The organism is Desulfoconvexum algidum (assembly GCF_055382125.1).
Genome location: NZ_AP042394.1, coordinates 1047403 through 1066391, shown reverse-complemented (window position 1 = coordinate 1066391; position 18989 = coordinate 1047403). Strand labels below are relative to the sequence as shown.

The window sequence follows — 18989 nt, the reverse complement described above, 5'->3', positions numbered from 1 at the left end:
CAGCCGCTTCATTTGAATTGTTAAACAATCAGGAAACAGATTTACTCAGGCTATTTCAATACGGTCCCTCCCGCTGGACTTTGCCTCGTAGAGCGCTTGATCTGCCCGATTAAATAAGGAAGCCGCGGTTTCATTGGGGATCATCTGGGATACGCCTATACTGATGGACCATTGAAGTTCGAGGTCCACCCGGGGCCTAAAACGAAATGCCTTGAAGCTGTTAGATATTCGACTCCCCACCATCCTGGCATCGTTAATATCTGTGCCTGGCATTATCACAACAAATTCTTCCCCGCCATAACGGCAGGCCCAATCATTATCCCGGATGGATGATAAAATGGCCTGTCCGATACCTGAAATAAGGTGGTCTCCTTCTTGGTGCCCATAGGTGTCATTGTAATGTTTCATATTATCAATGTCGATGACCAATAGGGCTAAGGGCTGCTTCATAAAATGGGATTTTTCGACCTGCCGGGGTAAGAGGCGGTCCAAATAACGACGGTTATACAAACCGCTCAACGCATCACTCGTAGACTCCCTTGACAGTTTTATTTTTTCGGTTTCCAGCAAATTCCTTTCATTTTGCAATATTCGGATTCGGTCGGCCAGGGCAATTGATAAAAGAATTGATTCCAGGGCTGATGCGATCAAAATTGAATAGAAAGTGATCGCATTCGCGGTGAGCAAGCCCAAGCCCCTTAGGGTGAAAATTGCGGCACCAATAAGCATTGTCGACCAGGCAATAATGAAATATAAGGCCGGTTTATATCCTTTCAAGGCAACCCGAATACCGGTGGAGAGCACGATTAGTATTAATAGGATGGCAATAATATGAATGAGTTTATTGGCCAGGAAAGGCAAGCCTGCCCAGGCGATTACTGCGGTTATACATGCAGCGGCCATTACTGCGTTTGACAGCCAGTAATGGACGGGGGCATTTTGTTTGGTGAAGTTAAACTCCCGGGAAAAAAGGGCGGCCATGAAAGTCATGATACTCGCTGATTGAACCAGATTATTGAGCAGCCAATCGCCCAGGCTGACATTTAACATATGGCCTGCACCGGTCAGGGAGATTTGATAAACAACCTGAAAAAACATATACAGCACATAAATGATATAATTGCGGTCTTTTAGAAACAAGCTCAAGCTAATGTTATACAAGATCATGGCTAACAAAATGCCCAGGCATAAGAATACCAGCATCATTAAAAACCAGCTGTGATGCTGAAAAGACTGCATATCGAACAATTGCAACTGAAAAGACATGGTATACGGCGTTTTGACGCGGACATAGATATCTTGGGAAAAATCAGTCGATGGCGAAATACTGAAAGCTGGCATCAGAAAACTGGCGTCCTGTTTCGGATATTTCATATTCCACCCGCCGGACATCTCCATGTAATCCCGGTCATGGTTTTTTAACGGAAGATATAGCGTAACCTCTTTGAGTGTTGCACTATCACAAACAATAATCAGGTTGTTGGATAGAACACTTTTTGCAGGTAATCGGAATCTAATCCAATAAGCCGAAGGTGTCATTCCGAGACTGATGTTGGACCCATTATTGGGCCTAAATCTTTTCTTAAAGGGTTCCTGTGCCACGTCTTCAATCGTAAATATGCCTTGTGGATCTTCCAGGATCTCCGAGTATTGCCCCAAAGAGATTTTTGAAAATCGTTCGTTGGGTTGTATGTTAGCAGATACGGGATTCGCCGAGACAGACATCAGGCAACCGGATATTGCGATGAAAACCATATTCAAAAAAAATACAATAAAAACAAGTTTGGAATGGATATGATTCATTCTTTCAATTTTTTCCTATCGAGTCTGCTTTTGATTAATTTTTTATCTATACTCTTTTATCGGTTCATAAAGGTTATGCTTGATTCAGGAATGTCCAGTTAGTTTTTTCCTTACCCCATGGTGTAAAATGAATTAAACAGGCTCCAAAGGTTGCTTTTTTTATGTCTCGGAGATGCAGAAGTCAAGAAAATTAGTTTTGTTGGTCACGAACAGACCATGGCCATTTACTGAACAAGAAAGGATGCAAAAATTAAAAAAAAATATTGCAAAAAACAGCGATTCAATTATAAACAGGGAGCGGTGACACAATACTGGGAAGAAAGGATCCCATGGACATAAATGGATAAAATAAGCCTGGCAAACTACCCTGCCCTTACATATAAAGACCAACAGGTTTCCATCGAGATAAACTGCCCGGGAGCCCGGGACTATACCAAAATGAGCTACCCCGTTAAATACGGGCTGTTCTCCCGAATAGAAACCCCTGAACTCATATTTGAGTTTAACCTGAACCACGAAATCCGGCATGCCCGCTCCAAAGAAGACGGATGGAGCCACCCGTCGGAGTGGCTCAAACGAACCATGGGCGATGACTGGGTCTATTATTCCACCGGCGGATATGCCGGCGTGGTTGAATCCATTGGTGAATATTATCTGCCCAACCTCATGTACCAGACCAATTCGCTCCTGGGGGGCAAACCCTTTGAAACCCCTGAAGTGGCGAAGATTTTAGGGGACTGGCACACCCTGTTATCCAAGATTGAGGTAAACACCCCTTCCCTGCCGGCAAAGGCTGCCCAGTGGCTTGGGAGTATAAAACAGGTTCTTCCCGAAGATCTTGCCCGAAAAGCCAAAAAGCTGTTTGCCATCTCCGGGGACAGGGCAACGGTTTTGCCGCCGGATGCCCGCCACTCGGACTATGACATCATCCCCATCACCATCCAGGACGGCTGCCTGTACAAATGCCGGTTCTGTAAAGTAAAAAATAAAAAAGTATTCCAGGAAAGAACCCGGCAGGATATACGCAATCAGATCATTGCGCTCAAAGCCTTGTACGGCAAGGACCTTATCAACTATAATGCCATTTTTCTGGGGGAGCACGATGCCCTCAACGCCCCCATGGATCTTATCCTCTATGCCGCCAGGACAGCCCATGAAGAATTGGGATTTTCCGATTCTTATATGCGAGAACCCATGCTCTATTTTTTCGGTAGTGTGGATGCCCTGCTCAACGCCGATGACCGCCTCTTTGACCGCCTGAACCGGCTGCCCTTTCACACCTGCATCAACATCGGCCTTGAATCGGCAGATGATGACACCTTGTCTCTCATCGGAAAACCCATTTCCGCCCGGAAGGTAAGAAGGGCCTTTGAAAAAATGCAGGCCATTAACCAAAAATTTGCCCGGGTTGAAATGACCGGCAACTTTGTCATGGACAGAGGACTTTCCGAGGCCCACACCTTAGCCATGCTGGATCTTGTCAGGGGCAGCATAAACCACACCAGGCCCAAGGGAAGCGTTTACCTGTCCCCTCTGAAGTTCGGTAGCCCTTCCAGGGAAGTTTTGTTTGACTTTTACCACCTTAAAACCCAGAGCCGCCTGCCCATGTTCCTGTATATCATCCAAAGATTGTGACCCCTTGATTTTACCAGGGGGTTAGTGGTAAATATGGGCCATGACATCACCATCACTTATATCCCTCCACGGAGGACATTCAGGACAATTTTGCTGCCATGCCAAGGACCGGCTGGAAGAGATCGTCTGCGCCTATATTGAAAAAGGATTCAAGAGAGTTGGCATCACCGAACACATACCGCCTGTCAGCGATCAGATGCGATACCCGGATGAAATAAAACAGGGGCTGACCGCCCGGGATCTGTACCAGCGGTTTTCCCGGTATATGACGGAAGTAAAGCGGTTAAAAGCCGCGTACCAATCTAAGATCCACATCCACGCAGGCATGGAGACAGAAACCTATACAGGATACCTTCCCCATGTAACAAAGCTGATCCAGGAGTTTAAGCCCGAGTATATTGTGGGCTCGGTGCACCATGTGGACGATATCTGTTTTGACTATTCCAGACAAGAATATGACCGGGCTGTCCGCCATTGCGGTTCCCATGAACAAATGTATCTGCATTATTTTGACCTTCAATTTGAGATGATCAATAATCTGCACCCCTTTGTGGTGGGCCATTTTGACCTGATCCGAATCCATGACCTGGAAGGATATGAACAGCGCCTGTTATCCCCTGTTATCCAGGAAAAAATCTTAAGGAACCTCCATCTTATCAAAGACTTGGGCCTGGTCATGGATTTTAATCTCAGGCCCCTGACCCGGGGGGAAAAAGAACCCTATATTACCCCCTCCCTTCTTAAAATGATCAAAACCCTGGACATCCCTGTGGTGCCGGGGGACGATTCCCACGGGCAAGACCAGGCCGGCGGCCATGTGGCCCATGCCATTGAGATTTTAGAAACCATGGGGTTTGATACCCGTTGGCCCGAACCAAGGCTCTTGCCCCTAAATATTGAATGACCCTAGGATATTTAAATGAAAGCAGTAGTGCAACGGGTAAAAAGTGCCCATGTAGCGGTTGACAACACCATTATTTCCAACATCGGAAACGGCCTGATGGTCCTTTTGGGGATCCAGGACGGAGATACGGAACGAGAAGCTGATTTTCTGGTGGAAAAAATTATTCATCTAAGAATTTTTGAAGACGACCGGGGAAAGATGAATCTTTCCCTGAAAGACCTTAAATCAGAGCTGCTGGTCATCTCCCAGTTTACCCTGGTGGGAGACTGTAAAAAGGGACGCCGCCCTTCGTTTACACGGGCAGCCGCCCCGGACAGGGCCAACGCCCTGTATGAATATTTCATCGGCCGGGCCATTGAGTCAGGCGTGGTCACCAAATCCGGACAATTCCAGGCCAACATGGATGTTTCCCTTGTCAACCAGGGACCGGTCACCCTGGTTCTGGACACCCGGGAAACCTAATGAGATCACCCATCGCCCCCGGGCTGGAACAAACTTGGAAACGAGACAAAAATGAAATTTGAAGATCTAACCATGATCCTGGTGAAACCCCAGGGCCCCCTTAATATAGGATCCGTCTGCCGGTCCATGATGAACTTTGGTTTTTCCCGCCTTCGCCTGGTAGCCCCCTGCCAGGAGTACAGATCCCTTGATGCCAAAAAAATGGCCATGGGCGCCTTTTCAATTCTGGAGCAGGCAGAACTTTTTGATGACCTGCCCTCGGCCCTCCATGACATCCAGATTGCCTTTGGCACCACACGAAGGTTCGGCAAATACCGGAAAAATTTTTACACCCCTTCCACTGCCGCCACCCAGATCAATGCCTTAGATGACGGGACCCGTGCAGCCCTTGTCATGGGAACTGAAGATTCCGGGCTTGAGACAAAGGATCTGGAACTCTGCCAGCACTTTATCACCATTCCCACCCATGCCGCTTACCCGTCCATGAACCTGAGCCATTCTCTTTCCATCCTGGTATATGAGATTGCTATGAAATCGGATGCCGGGAAAAAATTCCATGACCCCATTCCCCAGCAGCTGGCCCCGGGAAAAGAGATAGAACACATGTTTGCCCATATGCGCAGGACACTCCAGGATATTGATTTCCTGGACCCCAAAAACCCGGATCACATTTTAAGAACCTTCCGGCGGCTCTTTGGCAGCGCAGGTCTTACCCCCCGGGACATCCAAATCATCCGGGGGCTCATGAGCCGGATCGACTGGACGGAAAGTCAACGACGCAAAAACAACGACACCAATGAATAAACCAGATTAATCCAATTATCGAGAATACGCCGATTTTCACAACGCAGCAGGACAGAATGAATCGGCTACCAAAATGTGAAGTTATTTTTGAGTGAGCCCTAACCAAAGGCGACGGTTCTGAGGGTCTCCACCTCCTTTACGCTCTTGGGTTTGGGTTTGCCCAGGAGACGGTGGCCGGTTTCTGTGATGAGAAAATTTTCCTCGTTTCGGATGCCACCAAACTCCCTGTAGTCGTCAAGCTTCGCGTAGTTTATAAAGTCAGTGAATCTCTTTTCTTTTCGCCACAGGTCCATGAGTTCGGGAATAAAGTAGATGCCGGGTTCAATGGTCAACACAAAGCCTGGTTCAAGTTTCCTTGCAAGGCGAAGGGATTTGAGGCCGAACTGCTCACTCTTGGGGGATCCGTCATACCCCACCCACACCTCGCCCAGGTTTTCCATGTCGTGGACATCAAGGCCCATCATATGTCCGAGGCCTGATGGAAAAAACATGGCATGGGCCCCGGCCTCAACGGCGCTCTCCGGGTTTCCCTTCATCAGCCCTAACTCTTTCATCCCTTTGGCAATTTCAAGGCTTGCGGCAAGATGGACCTCCTTGAAGGGAATGCCCGGTGCAAGCATTTCGACCGCCTTGGCATGGGCCGTAAGAGCGATTTCGTAAACCTGGCGTTGTTTTTTGGTAAAGGTGGGGGAGACGGGAAAGGTGCTTGAAAGATCACCGGCATAGCCCATGGCGTTTTCGGCTCCGGCATCCAGAAGAAAGAGCTGTCCCTCCCTGAGGGTGTTCCCATGGTAGTGGTTGTGGAGGGTCTGGCCGTTGATGGTGGCAATGATGGGAAAGGAGAGATGGTGGTCAAAGGCTTTTGCCACCCGTTCCACCTCTGCCGCCACCCGGGCTTCGGTCATGCCCGGCATAGCCGTTGTCATGGCCATGGCGTGCATGCCAACGCTTGTGTTGACGGCCTTCTCGATTTCGGCCACCTCAAGGTTAGACTTGTATATTCGCTGGTCAACCACGGCCCGGATCAGCTCCAGGGAGGCCATGCTCTCCATTGAGCAGAGGGGAACACCCATTAACTCCATCATTCGCATCGTATGGTGATGCCGGTAGGGGGGCAGGAAATGGACCGGCCGGCCCTGGTCTTTTGCACTGTTGAGAACCTCCTTGAGGTTACCAAGGGGTTGGGCATCGGTAATGGCGCTTTGGGATGCCCGCTTGGCAATGGTGGGTTGGGGGCCCATCCAGACAATCTGGTCCATGGTGTAGTCATTGCCGAACAGGATCTCGTGGCCGGTATCGCAGTCGATCACCATGGCAAGGTCGGGATGGCTGATGCCCGAATAGTAGAGAAAGGTGCTGTCCTGGCGGAAGCGGTAGCAGTTGTCCGCAAAATTTATGGGACTCTCTGAGTGGCCCAACAGCAGGACAACTCCCCTGCCGATCCTCTGTTTCAATGTATTTCTTCGAATTTGGTAAATTTCTTTGTTGAACATAGTCGTTTTTTTATTCCTTTATTGGTTCTTCCATTCCGTGGTCTTTTTTTCAAGAAAGGCCGTGATACCGCCCTGGGCATCTTCAGAACAGTTGTTCATTACAATTGTATTTTTGGCATAGTGAAATGCCTGGGCATCCGACATGTCAGCCTGGGCATAAAACCCCTGTTTTCCCACTGAAAGGGCAAACCCGCTGGCCCCTGAATAATTAAAAACCCTTAAAGGATATTGATTTTCTGGACCACAACAACCCGGATCACACGTTAAGAACCTTCCGGTGGCTCTTTGGCAGCACATGTCTTACCCCCCCGGGACATCCAAATCATCCGGGGGCTCATGAACCGGATCGACTGGACGGAAAGTCAGCGGCGCAAAAACAGCGACAATAGATGAATAAAACTGCTTTCATACCCCAATGCGTTAAGGATGGGGCCTTGGGGTATGAAACAATTTTCCCAGAAAGTTACAGATTTCAAGGGCGTCATCCATAAAATACCGGCCGGTTGAAAAACTTTTTTTGACCATTTTTGGCAGGTCACAGCCTTCGCCCAGGACCAGAACCGGAGACCCCTGATTTTCTACGCCCAGGGCCTCAACGATAGGGGGTCGGGGCCTTTGATAGTCCACAGGGATGATATCAATCAAGCCTCTTACTTCAGGGCAATAGGCCAAAAACCCTTCCACAACGCCACAGTCCGGACAATAAAAAGGACCCTGGCCATCAGCATCCTGCCAGGGATTGAGCATATAAAGACGATGTTTTTCCATATTTTTCTCCTTTCCACAATTAAATTACAGATAGACTCTAATCGCTCAACGACACGCTGTCAAGACAGGGAGCATTGAAAAAAAGGGTAATGACACCCAAGGGTGAACCCCCTTTTTTTTTGCTTATTTTATATACTTTTGAAGGCCTTTGTTGTATTCTTTTGATCATCAACGTTCCATATACTCCAGACCAACGCTCCGATCAAGATGACGAACCAAACAAACCAGTATGAAGAATCCATACACTTTTTAAAAAGGGGGAGATTATGTTTTGTCACCAATGCCAGGAAACAATGAAAAACACAGGCTGCAACATGAAGCAGGGGATGTGCGGTAAAACCGCTGAAGTTGCCGATCTTCAGGACTTGTTTATCTGGGGGCTAAAGGGTATTTCGGTATGGGGAGTTAAGGCGAAAAACCTGGGCATCTATGATGACCAGGTCGGTTTTTTTGTCGCCAAGGGACTGTTTGCCACCATTACCAATGCCAATTTTGACCGGGAAGATTTTATCCGGGATATCAAACAAGGGGTGGCCATCAGAGACAAGCTAAAAGATCAATTCCTTGATGCCTACAAACAAAAAAACGGCAGTGCCTTTCTTTCTCCGGTCCCAGAGTGCGCCACCTGGATGCCCGGCAATGACCAGGATCTGTTGGCAAAAGCTGCCAGCGGCGCCGGGGGCTGGCTGGAGATAGCAGATGAAGATGAACGCTCGTTGAAAGCCCTGACCTTGTATGGACTCAAGGGCATGTCTGCCTATGCAGAACATGCCTACCAGATCACAAAATCCTGCCGGGAAATTTTTGAGTTTTTAATGGAAGCCCTGGATGCCCTGGTGGATGACACGAAATCCCAGGATGAGTTGTTTAATCTGGTGATAAAAACAGGAGAGATGGGGGTTAAGACCATGGCCCTTCTGGATGCGGCCAACACCAAAGGCTATGGGACCCCTGAAATCACACAGGTAAATATCGGTGTGGGAAAAAATCCCGGGATCCTTGTCACCGGCCACGACCTGGTTGATCTTGAAGATCTGCTCAAACAGACCCAAGACCAGGGGGTTGACGTGTATACCCATAGCGAAATGCTGCCGGCCCATTACTATCCCAAGCTCAAACAATATTCCCATCTTGTTGGCAATTACGGCTCTGCCTGGTGGCGCCAAAAAGAGGATATGGCAAACTTCAACGGGCCCTCCTTGTTTACCTCCAACTGCCTTGTGCCCACAAAGGCCGATTATAAGGACAAATTGTTTACCACCGGTGCGGTCGGCTTTGACGGGGTTCCCCATATTCCCGACAGAAAAGAAGGCGGACAAAAAGATTTCTCGGCCATCATTGCAATGGCCAAAACCTGTGCCCCTCCCCAGGAACTTGAAACAGGACACATCACGGGCGGATTTGGCCATAGCCAGGTCATGGCCCTTGCCGACAAAGTGATTGAAGCGGTTAAATCAGGTGCCATCAAACGCTTCATCGTCATGGGGGGATGCGACGGCCGGCACAAAACCCGTGATTATTACACCCAGGTTGCAAAAGAGTTGCCAATGGATGCGGTCATTCTGACCGCCGGCTGTGCAAAATATAAATATAACAAACTGGATATGGGTGATATCGGCGGTATCCCCAGGGTATTGGATGCCGGCCAATGCAATGATTCATATTCCCTTGCGGTGATTGCCATGGAACTTCAGAAGGCCTTTGGCCTCGATGATATCAATGACCTGCCCATTTCATTTGATATTGCATGGTATGAACAAAAAGCCGTACTGGTTCTTCTGGCACTGCTGTCATTGGGCATCAAAGGGATCCGCCTTGGGCCGACACTTCCGGGATTTTTGTCTCCGGGAATTGCCGCTGCCCTCATTGAAAAATTTGACATTAAACCCATAACAACCGCCAAAGCGGACGTGGCGGCCATGATGGCCGGCAATTAAAACAAATCTGATCTAATCTTGGACCACCCCCGGTTCATTTAAAAAGGCCCTCACAAAAGTGAGGGCCTTTTTAAATGAACCGGGGAATCCAGACAAAAAGCTAGCGGCAGATGTTCTCTATTATTTTGATCAGCGCCTCTTTTTTGATGGGTTTGGCAAGGTATTCATCCATACCCGCGGCCAGGCATATCTCCCGGTCCCCTTTCATGGCATTTGCCGTCAGGGCAACAATAGGGGTATGGGTGTTTCTGTTCGTTTCAAATGTCCTGATTTTTTGGGCGGCCTCAATTCCCCCCATTACCGGCATCTGAATATCCATCAACACCAGATCGAAGGGATTTTTTTCAAACATTTCTATTGATTGCACCCCATTGACGGCTGTGGCCACATCGTATCCCTCCTTTGAAAGCATATACAAAATAACCTTCTGGTTTACGATATTATCCTCAACCAGCAAGATACGAAGTGCTTTCTTTTGAGAACCATGGGCAGGGAGGGCCGTGTTCTTTGATCCCCCTGAAACCTGTGATTGGCTTGCCGGCCCTGAACTTTTACCAAAATCAATGCCAAGGACCCTTTCCAGGCAGTCAAAAAGCGGTTGTTTTTTAAGGGGTTTGGACAGATGTCCATCAAAGCGCATGTTTTTAAGGGTGGCCGCTTTAGCCGCCATGGCATTGGGAGAGACGAGAACAAAAGCGGTTTGTTTAAGGGTATCTGTTGAATAAATCCGTTGCGGCCAGGTTTTATCCAGGGTATCAGCCACATTTTCATCCATCAATACCAGGTGAAAGGGGTCTTTTTTCCCGTTGGCATCGTTAAGGAGTTCACACACCTGATCGGGGGTATCGGCTGCCGTATGGCGGCACGACCATTCCCGGAAATATTCCCTGTAAATTTCAAGACTTGTCGGATGGGAATCTGCAACAAGAACCTTCCTACCGTTAAACCGATCCCTGAAATTATCAGGCAGGGTGGCCGGTGGGGTCTGTTTTTGAACCCTGAGGGTGAACCAGAATCGGGACCCTTTATCCACATCACTTTCCACACCGATCTTACCCCCCATGGCCTCCACCAATTGTTTGGCAATGGCCAGCCCAAGGCCGGTCCCCCCATAGAGACGTGTGGTGGAGGCATCCACCTGGGTGAAAGAATCAAACAAGGTGTTTATTTTATCTTTCGGGATGCCGATACCGGTATCTGTCACCTCAAACAAAAGGATGGCCTCATTTCTGATTTCCTTTTCAAGGGAAACCCTGACAAAAACCTCTCCCTTTGATACAAATTTAATTGAATTTTTAATCAGATTGGTGAGAATCTGCCGAAGCCGTCCCGGGTCTGATTTTAAAAGAAGGGGCACCTCGTTTAAAATCAAACAGCCAAAGTCAACACCATTCTCGTAGGCTGCCACCGACAATGCATCGCAGATGGAATCCATGACTGCCCGGAGATTAAACTCAATGGTTTCAATTTCTATCTGCCCAGACTCGACCTTTGAGAAATCCAGAATATCGCTGATAACCCCCAGCAAAGAGGCAGAGCTCTGCCGGGCAATTTCAATAAATTCATGCTGTTCCCTGGTCAATTGGGTCTCTTTTAAAATATCCAGCATCCCAATCACCCCGTTCATGGGGGTTCGGATTTCATGGGACATATTGGCCAAAAACTCTCCCTTGGCCTTATTTGCCGCCTCTGCTTCCTTTCTGGTCTGATCAATATTTCTCATCTGCTCGGCCTGGACGCTGCGAAGGTCAAGCAAATCATTTTGAACCATTGACAGGGTTTCCGACAATTCAACCAAGGGGTTATCCTGAGAAATATGGACAGACGCCCCGTTCCCTATTTCCTCCTCCGGCCAAACCATCATTCCGCACAAGTCATTTATTTCATCGATATCTTTCTGGGTGACCAGAATCCGGGTCTCTTTTTCTATCTCATTTTCCTTTTGGGAATTAATGGCGTCAAAGGCATCGGAAACAGACGCCACAAAGCAAAATTTCTGATTCAAAACGCCGGAAAAAAGTTTAATAGCAGAGCGGGTAAATAAGCTGGCCCCACATACATAGGTTGAACTCGGATGGGCATCATAGGTATTGTACAGCCGGTTTAAGGCCAGGGCATAGGCTTGCCTTCCCCTTAGGGAAAGCTTTTTAACCCCTGTATAATCCGCAATTCTAATATAGGTTGATCCTTTCAGCACCCCGTCCTTAAAAACCTGCTCCAGAAAAGGCAGGGCTGCTTGTACATCTTCACTGTGTAATTGCGGGGTGCGGATTTGGGAATAAAAAATCTTTTGCGGAATCACTCCGCTCTTGTAGGAGAGTCCTATTGTGGGATATTCGCATTGCCATTCAGGCCTGAACTCAAGCTGTTCAAAACTCACTTTGCCAGTTTTTTCTTGCTCAATATCAGGTGGTCCGAGACGATTTTCCAGAATACCGATTGCACGGCGAACAGCCGCTTCATAATTTTTACAGACGGAAAATTGGGTGGAGACCTTATAGGTTTTAAACCCTACCTTGACGATGCCCCGCCCCCAGAAGGGCAAATCACAAAAAATGATCCCGGCCAAATCATCCTGGTTTTTCAGGATATACGCCTTTGTCTGTGCAAGCTGCAGGGGGGTTCCCCGGCCCTGTAAGTTTTCACAATCACGTATTTCAACATAGGGTTTCTTGATGTGGGTCTCTTTGACAAACCGTCGCATAAAGCCCTCATGGAGGTCCGGATCAAAATGTTTTACCATACCTGAATTTTGAACATAAACGATGGAATCACCAATTTTTGTATAGGAATAGATATACCCTTCCTTTTTGATACGGATCCACGGATCGGCCTTCAATACGGCCAATCCTGAAACAGGGCATGTGCTCAATTTTCCGGTATTTTTCATAAATGTCATCAATGTTTTTTTTAAAAAGATGATACATATTACCTCTTTCCCAGGGAAATGTAAAATAATCAAAAATATAGAGTTTTTGATCCCACAGGATATTGTGAAGGCCATGTGGACTCATTGACGATAAAGGGTTACCCCCCCCTATTGACCTGGCATGGCATCATGCGCTGATGCCTGCAACTGGCCATGCCCCATCCATTGGTGGATATCTTCGATGAACAGATACAAGCAGGGCACCAGAATCAGGGTAATCACTGTGGCAAAGAGAATACCGAACCCCAGTGACAGGGCCATGGGAATCATGAACCGAGCCTGACGGGAGGTTTCAAAAATCATCGGTGCCAGACCCCCGAAGGTGGTCAGGGTGGTCAGGATAATGGGCCGGAAACGCCGCAGGCCTGCCATGTGAATCGCTTCCGCAGGACCCGTGCCGTCACGCCGCTGCCGGTTGGCGTAATCAATGAGCACCAGAGAGTCGTTGACCACCACCCCGGCCAGTGCCACGATCCCCATCATGCTCATAAGGCTTAAATTGTATCCCATCAGCAGATGGCCCAGCACCGCCCCGACGATGCCGAAGGGAATGGCGATCATGACGATCAGGGGCTGGCTGTAGCTGCGAAAGGGAATCGCCAGCAGAAAGTAAATAGCCAGCATGGACAAGACAAATCCGCCGATCAGGCTCTGCATGCTCTCTTTCATGTCGGCCTGCCGCCCCTGGTAGCCATAGGTGAGACCGGGATACTCACGGACCAGTTCAGGCAACAGGGTGCTGTTGAGGGCAGTCTGAACCTGGCCGGTTTCCCCCATGGGTTCCACGTTGGCGCTCACCGTCACCGTGCGCCGGGCGTCCCGGCGACTGATGCTGGTGTAGGCCCGGCCCCGTTCAACCGTGGAGATCTCGGCCAGGGGCACAAATATTCCCGCCGGTGTCTGGATCATCAGATGCTCTATATGGTATTCACTCGTACGCTCATTTTCGGGCAGCCGCACGCGCACGGTCACCTCATTTCGGCCCCGCTGCTGGCTGAGGGCCTCGGCACCGGAGAAGGCGTTGCGCACCTGGCGGGCCACCTCGGCAGATGTCAGGCCCAAGCTCTGACCTTCGGGTTTGATGGAAAAGTCCAGCTGTTGTTTTCCCGGTGTGTAGCCATCGTCAATATCCTTGACGTTGGAAAACTCGGCCAGGCCTTCCGCCAGGGCAGCACTGGCTTGATCAAGCACATGGATATCAGAATGGGAGAGCTCAATGGTCAACGCCGCCCCGGAGCCGGGCCCGCCCCCGTCCGACTCAAAGCGCAAAGATTCCAGGCCGACCACAGGTCCCAGCTTTTCCCGCCACAGCCGGGTCACTTCACTGGTGTTCAACGGCCGCACCCCGACATCGGTCAGGTAGGCTCCTACCTCCACCTGGTTTTCTTCGATCTTGGTAAAGATCCCCTTGAGCAGCTGGTCACCGCCGTTTTCACTCGCCACAGTATTCATGGCAGCGGATAGTTTTTCCTGAACGGCCACCACCTTGTCCATGGGACTGCCCACGGGAAGGACAGCGGTTACATCGGCATGGTCCGACTCGACCCGTGGCATCAAAATTATGCCGATGCGGCCGCTGAGGGCGTAGCTGAGCACGACGACCAGCACCGTCAGGCAGAGGGCCACGGTCAGGATCCGCCAACGGATGCACAGGTTCAAAAAAGGACCGTAAACCCGATTGATAAATTGGGTCACCCGCCCTGTAAACGCCTGCTGCCAACGTTGCAACCGGGAAGTGGAACCGCCGGCCAGACCGCGCTTGAGGTGTGCCAGGTGGCTCGGCAGGATCAGCAACGATTCCACCCAGGAGATGAGAAAAACCGTGATGACCACCAGGGGAATGACCTTCCAGATCTTACCCATGGTCCCGGGAATAAAGGAAAGGGGCAAAAAAGCCACCACATTGGTAAGAATGGAAAAGGTGATGGGGATGGCCACATCCCGGGCGCCCAGAACCGCGGCCCGGGCAAACCCCATGCCCTGCTGCTGGTATTCGTATATATTTTCACCGGCAACAATGGCGTCGTCCACCACGATCCCCAGGGCAATGATAAAGGCAAACATGGAAATCATGTTGATGGACACCCCCACAACCGGCAGGAAGAGCAGGCTGCCGAGAAAGGCGGTGGGAATCCCCATGGTGACCCAGAAGGCCAGCTTGAACTCCAGAGACAACCCGAGCACGACCAGTACCAGGGCCAACCCCATGAAGGCGTTTTTCATCAGCAATTCCAGGCGCTGCTGGTATACTTCGGACTGGTCGCGGCTGATGTGCCAGTGGATGCCGGCGGGCAGGTCCTGTTCGATCTCTTCCATGGCGGTGCGTACGGCCCCGGCCACCCCAATGGGGGTCTGATCCCCGACCCTATAAATATCAACTCCGATGGCCCGCTGCCCGTTGTAGGTGGCGGATTGGTCCGTGTCCGCGAAACCTTCGCGCACGGTGGCAATCTCTTCGAGATATACCACGCTGCCGTCGGCCGTTGTTACAATGGGGATTCGGGCGAACTCATGGGCCCAGTCCCGGCGGTCTTTTATCCGCAGCAGGATATCCCCACCGGCCGTATCCACCGAGCCACCGGGAATCTCAGTGGAAGCGCTGTTAATGGTAGCGGCGATCCCGGCCAGGGTCAGGCCGTAGGCCCGCAATCGCTCCTGGGGCACTTCCACCAGGATTTCATAGTCCCGGATCCCGGCCAGGTCGACCTGGGTGATCTGGGACTTTTGCAGTAACCGATCCCGTACCTGGTCGGCCGTCTCCCGCAAGGCCATTTCCGTCACATCTCCGTAGAGGTCGATGGCAAGCACCTCCCGAAGATGGGTGGTAAGGGAGACCTCGGGTTCATCCGCATCTTCGGGAAAGGTGGTAATCCGATCGATCTCCTGTTTGATCTCCTGGTAGATTTTCTGCTGGTCGGCGCCTTCCGTAAGTTCTGCAGCCACCGTCCCGTTGCCCTCGGTTGCACTTGCGGTCAACTCTTTAACCCCATCAATCGACCGGATGGCTTCTTCCACCACCAGGATAATACCCTGTTCCACCTCCTCGGGGCTGGCCCCGGAATAGCTGACACTGACCGTCACAATGTCCAGGTCGAACTCGGGAAAGACCTCCTGCTTGATACGGGTGGTCATAAATAGGCCGCCCAGCAATAGAAAAATCATGAGCAGGTTGGGGGTGACCCGGTTATGCACCATCCAGGAAATGGGACCGCGTGCCTCTTGACACGGCTGGTTGGGGCTCATGACTGACCTCCCTTGCTGGCCGGTTCTCTTGTTGCCGTCTGGCCGGCGGTGTCGTCCACCGTTCTCAGGGACATCCCTTCAACCGGGGCTGCAATGTCTGTGATGATCAGTTGTTCCCCTGATGTTATCCCGCCGGTGACCAGCAGTTGCTCAGCTCCCCGGAAGGCAATCTCCACCGGGCGGATGGCAAGGTTTCCTTCAGGTGTCATGACCCAGACGCTGTTGCCGTTGCGGATGAACTCACGCTGGATGGCCGCGGCCGAGGCCACTGCATTCCCCTGAATCTCCACCCGCACATAGGAACCGATCAGCATCCGGGGCTGATCCTGGCCCGGCTCAAGGCTCAAAGGATCCTCCACCTGGATCAGCAGCCGCGCCATGCGCCCCTGGGACTCCAGGTCCGATTTCAACCGAATCACCCGGCCCTGGCGAAAAACCTTGTCGCCCCAGGCAGCCGTGTCGTAAATCCGAACCAGGGCTCCCGGGTCCTTGCCGGTCTGGGGAATTTGAATCCAACGCAATTGGCTAACCGGCACGCAGACTTCCACCCAATAGGCATCCGTATCCACCAGGGTTGCCAGTGCAGAGGATTCGCTGACCCGGGTGCCAAGGTTGACCTCCCGGGACTGAATCACTGCATTGAAGGGAGCCTTGATTTCGGTGCGCCCAAGATCAACCTGGGCCTTGTCGAACTTGGCCCGGGCCGCTTCAAGGGTGGCCTGGAGGTTTTCCAGCTGGGGCCTTCGCAGCATCAACGCCCTTTCCTGGTCGCTGACCGTTTCTCCCAGAAGGGTGTATTCTTTTTTGGCAATGAGCTGGTTGCCCTGCTCAAGCTGAAGGTCTGACTCGGCTTTGGCCACATCCGCGGCCCGCTCCCGAACTGTCAGACGGTAGTCTGTGGGGTCTATCTTAAGCAGGGTTTCACCTTTTTTGAAATGACCGCCGGGCACCAGGTTGGGATTTAATGAGATGATCTCGCCACTGACCTGGGGTTTGAGTTCCACATTACAGGCGGCGGCAACGGTCCCCATGCCTGAAATAAGGGTTTTCTGGGAACTGTAATCAACTGCTCTGACCGCAACCAGGGTCGCATTGCGTGTTATAGTGTGCGGTTTTGCCTGGGGACCGGTCTCCATCATCCAGACGGAGAGAAACCCACCTGCCAGGATTACCGCCAGGGGCAAAAGCCCACGAAAAACAACGGTTTTCCAGAGCCGCTGATGACGAATCTTTGTCCCTGCAGCAGATACGGCTGGGGTGTTGGAAATTGATATTTTTTGCTCTGACAACATCTGTTTCACCTTTTATTTTTCCTCTTTATCCCGATGTCCTGCTACCAGGTAAAAAGATATTTTTGTCTGTAATGGGGGGTGTATTGAACAAATTTTGTTCCGGTTTTGCCAAGGTCCACCCCGTGCCAAGGGCAAGGCATAGATCGATTCGGTACTGCACCAGATTTTGCCGGGCGGTCAGCAAACTGCGCTGCAGCTCCTGGAAGGAAAGCTGTGCATCGAGCACCCGCTGATAATCCACCGACCCTTGAAGGTATCTGTCCCGCAACCGTTCAATCACCTGCCCGGCCAGGGTCAGCTGTTTGTCGATGCTGACAATGAAATCGCGCTGACGATGTTCCTGAACAAGGGCGGTTTCCACCTCTCCCAGGGCCTCGAGAATGATTTGCCCGTATGCGTTCAGTGCTTCGGCAGCAGCAGCACGGGTCCGATCAACTTCGGCCTTGCGCAACCCGCCGTCAATGATGGGGGTCACCAGATTGGCGGCCAGTGTTGCCAGCCAGTTGCTGAACAGGTCTCTGGTATGAACCCCTGTGGTCGCAAGATCGGCGGAAAAGCTCAACTGGGGAAAACGATCGGCAATGGCCGCTGCCAGGTCACTGTTGGCCGACCGGACACTAAACAAAGCGCTGCGGATATCCGGACGGCCTTGTATCAATTCAGCCGGCAAACCCAATTGCGGTATGGGCGGCAGATCGATCAATTGCCCAATCCGTGGGGCCACATTCTGCTGGGGGGGATATCCGAGCAATATTGCCAGTTGCTGTTCCAAAACTCCGGCCTGGGCCAATGCCAGGTCTCTTTCTCCCTGGTTGGACTCAATCAGCTGTTGCTGCTGCAGCATGTCTGAAATGCCGACCTGGCCGGTGCGCAGCTGCAAGTTCACCAGTTCAAGCCCCTTTTTATTGTTGACCATCTGCTCGTCCAGTATATCCAATTGACCGTACTGTTCGACCAGCTGATACCAGGTACCAGCCACCTGGGCCGAGAGGGTCAGGGCTGTGGCCTGCAGGTCTTGTTCACTGGCTTGTGCTTCAAATGCGGCAGCATCGCGGCTGGATTGGATGCGGCCCCACAGGTCCAGCTCATAACTTACGGCAAGCCCCAGGGAATAGCTGTGACCTTCAGTGGTCTCACCGGATTCGAATAACCTGTTTTGTGAGGTTTCAACCTCGGCATCAAGAACAGGAAAAAGATCGGCCCCGGCACTTTTTGCCAGGGCTTTGGCCTGGCTGAGCCGGTTCCATGCGGTTTTTAAACTAAAGTTGTTCACAAGGGCCTGATCCATGAGCCCGCTGAGCACCGGATCCTCAAAGGACACCCACCATTGGTCCGGCAGGGGTGAATGGCCGGATTCGGAGAACCGGACCGGGACGGACAGCGGCGCCTTGACATCGTGATTTGCCGTGCTGCAGCCTGAGAGCAACATCGCCAATATCGCAAATAATAGCGCCCGGGATCGCGAACGTCCAGCCAACGCCTGAAAACCCTTAAATAAATTATTGTAATGAATTATCATTTTGCTTCCTCATTAAGAAGGTTTCCATTTGTCTCTTAATTTCCTTCTTCATTAATCATGGACGAAATCTAACCTAGGATGCGTGAACAGGCCGTGAAAAGGATGTGAAAAAAATGTGAAATTTCAAAAATTATGTGGAAGAGCCGGACAGACTTTCAATACCAGGCGTTGAATCTCTATATTTAAACCTGTTTTCATAA

General features: G+C 50.9%; 13 protein-coding genes. 5 read left to right on the top strand and 8 right to left on the bottom strand.

Annotated features, from left to right (window positions below):
* Positions 1-45: 45 nt before the first annotated feature.
* Positions 46-1803, bottom strand: a complete 1758-nt coding sequence (locus tag ACZ45G_RS04860; RefSeq protein ID WP_464175556.1) for a sensor domain-containing diguanylate cyclase — start codon at positions 1801-1803, stop codon at positions 46-48.
* 339 nt (positions 1804-2142) lie between these two features.
* On the opposite strand from ACZ45G_RS04860, the gene ACZ45G_RS04855 reads away from it, so the two are divergent.
* From ACZ45G_RS04855 to ACZ45G_RS04840, 4 genes are read left to right on the top strand one after another with little or no spacing between them, the layout of a single operon-like run.
* On the top strand, positions 2143-3438 hold the full coding sequence (locus ACZ45G_RS04855; RefSeq protein WP_464175554.1) for a radical SAM protein: 1296 nt from the start codon (positions 2143-2145) through the stop codon (positions 3436-3438).
* Between the two features lie 40 nt (positions 3439-3478).
* On the top strand, positions 3479-4342 hold the full coding sequence (locus ACZ45G_RS04850; protein WP_464175552.1) for a histidinol-phosphatase: 864 nt from the start codon (positions 3479-3481) through the stop codon (positions 4340-4342).
* Between the two features lie 15 nt (positions 4343-4357).
* The gene (dtd, locus tag ACZ45G_RS04845; protein ID WP_464175550.1) at positions 4358-4804 is read left to right on the top strand and encodes a D-aminoacyl-tRNA deacylase; all 447 of its coding nucleotides are present in this window, start codon (positions 4358-4360) and stop codon (positions 4802-4804) included.
* A 51-nt stretch (positions 4805-4855) separates the two neighbouring features.
* Positions 4856-5608, top strand: coding sequence for an RNA methyltransferase (locus tag ACZ45G_RS04840; RefSeq protein WP_464175548.1), 753 nt, complete (start codon positions 4856-4858; stop codon positions 5606-5608).
* Between the two features lie 98 nt (positions 5609-5706).
* Here the strand turns inward: ACZ45G_RS04840 and ACZ45G_RS04835 are convergent, their stop codons facing one another.
* From ACZ45G_RS04835 to ACZ45G_RS04825, 3 genes are all read right to left on the bottom strand, one after another.
* Positions 5707-7101, bottom strand: coding sequence for an aminopeptidase P family protein (locus ACZ45G_RS04835; RefSeq protein WP_464175546.1), 1395 nt, complete (start codon positions 7099-7101; stop codon positions 5707-5709).
* Positions 7102-7119: 18 nt separating this feature from the next.
* The gene (locus tag ACZ45G_RS04830; RefSeq protein WP_464175544.1) at positions 7120-7398 is read right to left on the bottom strand and encodes a hypothetical protein; all 279 of its coding nucleotides are present in this window, start codon (positions 7396-7398) and stop codon (positions 7120-7122) included.
* A gap of 123 nt (positions 7399-7521) precedes the next feature.
* Positions 7522-7869, bottom strand: coding sequence for a DUF3088 family protein (locus ACZ45G_RS04825; protein WP_464175543.1), 348 nt, complete (start codon positions 7867-7869; stop codon positions 7522-7524).
* Positions 7870-8135: 266 nt separating this feature from the next.
* Between ACZ45G_RS04825 and hcp the strand changes: the two genes are divergently transcribed.
* Complete coding sequence (gene hcp / locus ACZ45G_RS04820; RefSeq protein WP_464175542.1) at positions 8136-9806, top strand: hydroxylamine reductase; 1671 nt, start codon at positions 8136-8138, stop codon at positions 9804-9806.
* A gap of 100 nt (positions 9807-9906) precedes the next feature.
* On the opposite strand, the gene ACZ45G_RS04815 is transcribed toward hcp, so the two are convergent.
* The 4 genes from ACZ45G_RS04815 to ACZ45G_RS04800 all read right to left on the bottom strand — a co-directional run bounded on the left by ACZ45G_RS04815 (position 9907) and on the right by ACZ45G_RS04800 (position 18789).
* Entirely contained in the window at positions 9907-12696 is a 2790-nt protein-coding gene (locus ACZ45G_RS04815; RefSeq protein ID WP_464175540.1) for a response regulator, read from the bottom strand.
* 147 nt (positions 12697-12843) lie between these two features.
* Positions 12844-15978: an efflux RND transporter permease subunit gene (locus ACZ45G_RS04810; protein ID WP_464175539.1), complete on the bottom strand. Its 3135-nt coding sequence runs from the start codon at positions 15976-15978 to the stop codon at positions 12844-12846.
* Entirely contained in the window at positions 15975-17270 is a 1296-nt protein-coding gene (locus ACZ45G_RS04805; RefSeq protein WP_464179873.1) for an efflux RND transporter periplasmic adaptor subunit, read from the bottom strand. The genes ACZ45G_RS04810 and ACZ45G_RS04805 overlap by 4 nt, the downstream gene beginning before the upstream one ends.
* Before the next feature lie 25 nt (positions 17271-17295).
* Complete coding sequence (locus tag ACZ45G_RS04800; protein WP_464175538.1) at positions 17296-18789, bottom strand: efflux transporter outer membrane subunit; 1494 nt, start codon at positions 18787-18789, stop codon at positions 17296-17298.
* Positions 18790-18989: the final 200 nt, after the last annotated feature.

Bases quoted from the DNA above. Each gene is read 5' to 3' on its own strand.
- ACZ45G_RS04860 (WP_464175556.1), bottom strand. From the start codon at position 1,803: ATGAATCATATCCATTCCAAACTTGTTTTTATTGTATTTTTTTTGAAT.
- ACZ45G_RS04855 (WP_464175554.1), top strand. From the start codon at position 2,143: ATGGATAAAATAAGCCTGGCAAACTACCCTGCCCTTACATATAAAGAC.
- ACZ45G_RS04850 (WP_464175552.1), top strand. From the start codon at position 3,479: ATGACATCACCATCACTTATATCCCTCCACGGAGGACATTCAGGACAA.
- dtd (WP_464175550.1), top strand. From the start codon at position 4,358: ATGAAAGCAGTAGTGCAACGGGTAAAAAGTGCCCATGTAGCGGTTGAC.
- ACZ45G_RS04840 (WP_464175548.1), top strand. From the start codon at position 4,856: ATGAAATTTGAAGATCTAACCATGATCCTGGTGAAACCCCAGGGCCCC.
- ACZ45G_RS04835 (WP_464175546.1), bottom strand. From the start codon at position 7,101: ATGTTCAACAAAGAAATTTACCAAATTCGAAGAAATACATTGAAACAG.
- ACZ45G_RS04830 (WP_464175544.1), bottom strand. From the start codon at position 7,398: ATGTGCTGCCAAAGAGCCACCGGAAGGTTCTTAACGTGTGATCCGGGT.
- ACZ45G_RS04825 (WP_464175543.1), bottom strand. From the start codon at position 7,869: ATGGAAAAACATCGTCTTTATATGCTCAATCCCTGGCAGGATGCTGAT.
- hcp (WP_464175542.1), top strand. From the start codon at position 8,136: ATGTTTTGTCACCAATGCCAGGAAACAATGAAAAACACAGGCTGCAAC.
- ACZ45G_RS04815 (WP_464175540.1), bottom strand. From the start codon at position 12,696: ATGAAAAATACCGGAAAATTGAGCACATGCCCTGTTTCAGGATTGGCC.
- ACZ45G_RS04810 (WP_464175539.1), bottom strand. From the start codon at position 15,978: ATGAGCCCCAACCAGCCGTGTCAAGAGGCACGCGGTCCCATTTCCTGG.
- ACZ45G_RS04805 (WP_464179873.1), bottom strand. From the start codon at position 17,270: ATGTTGTCAGAGCAAAAAATATCAATTTCCAACACCCCAGCCGTATCT.
- ACZ45G_RS04800 (WP_464175538.1), bottom strand. From the start codon at position 18,789: ATGATAATTCATTACAATAATTTATTTAAGGGTTTTCAGGCGTTGGCT.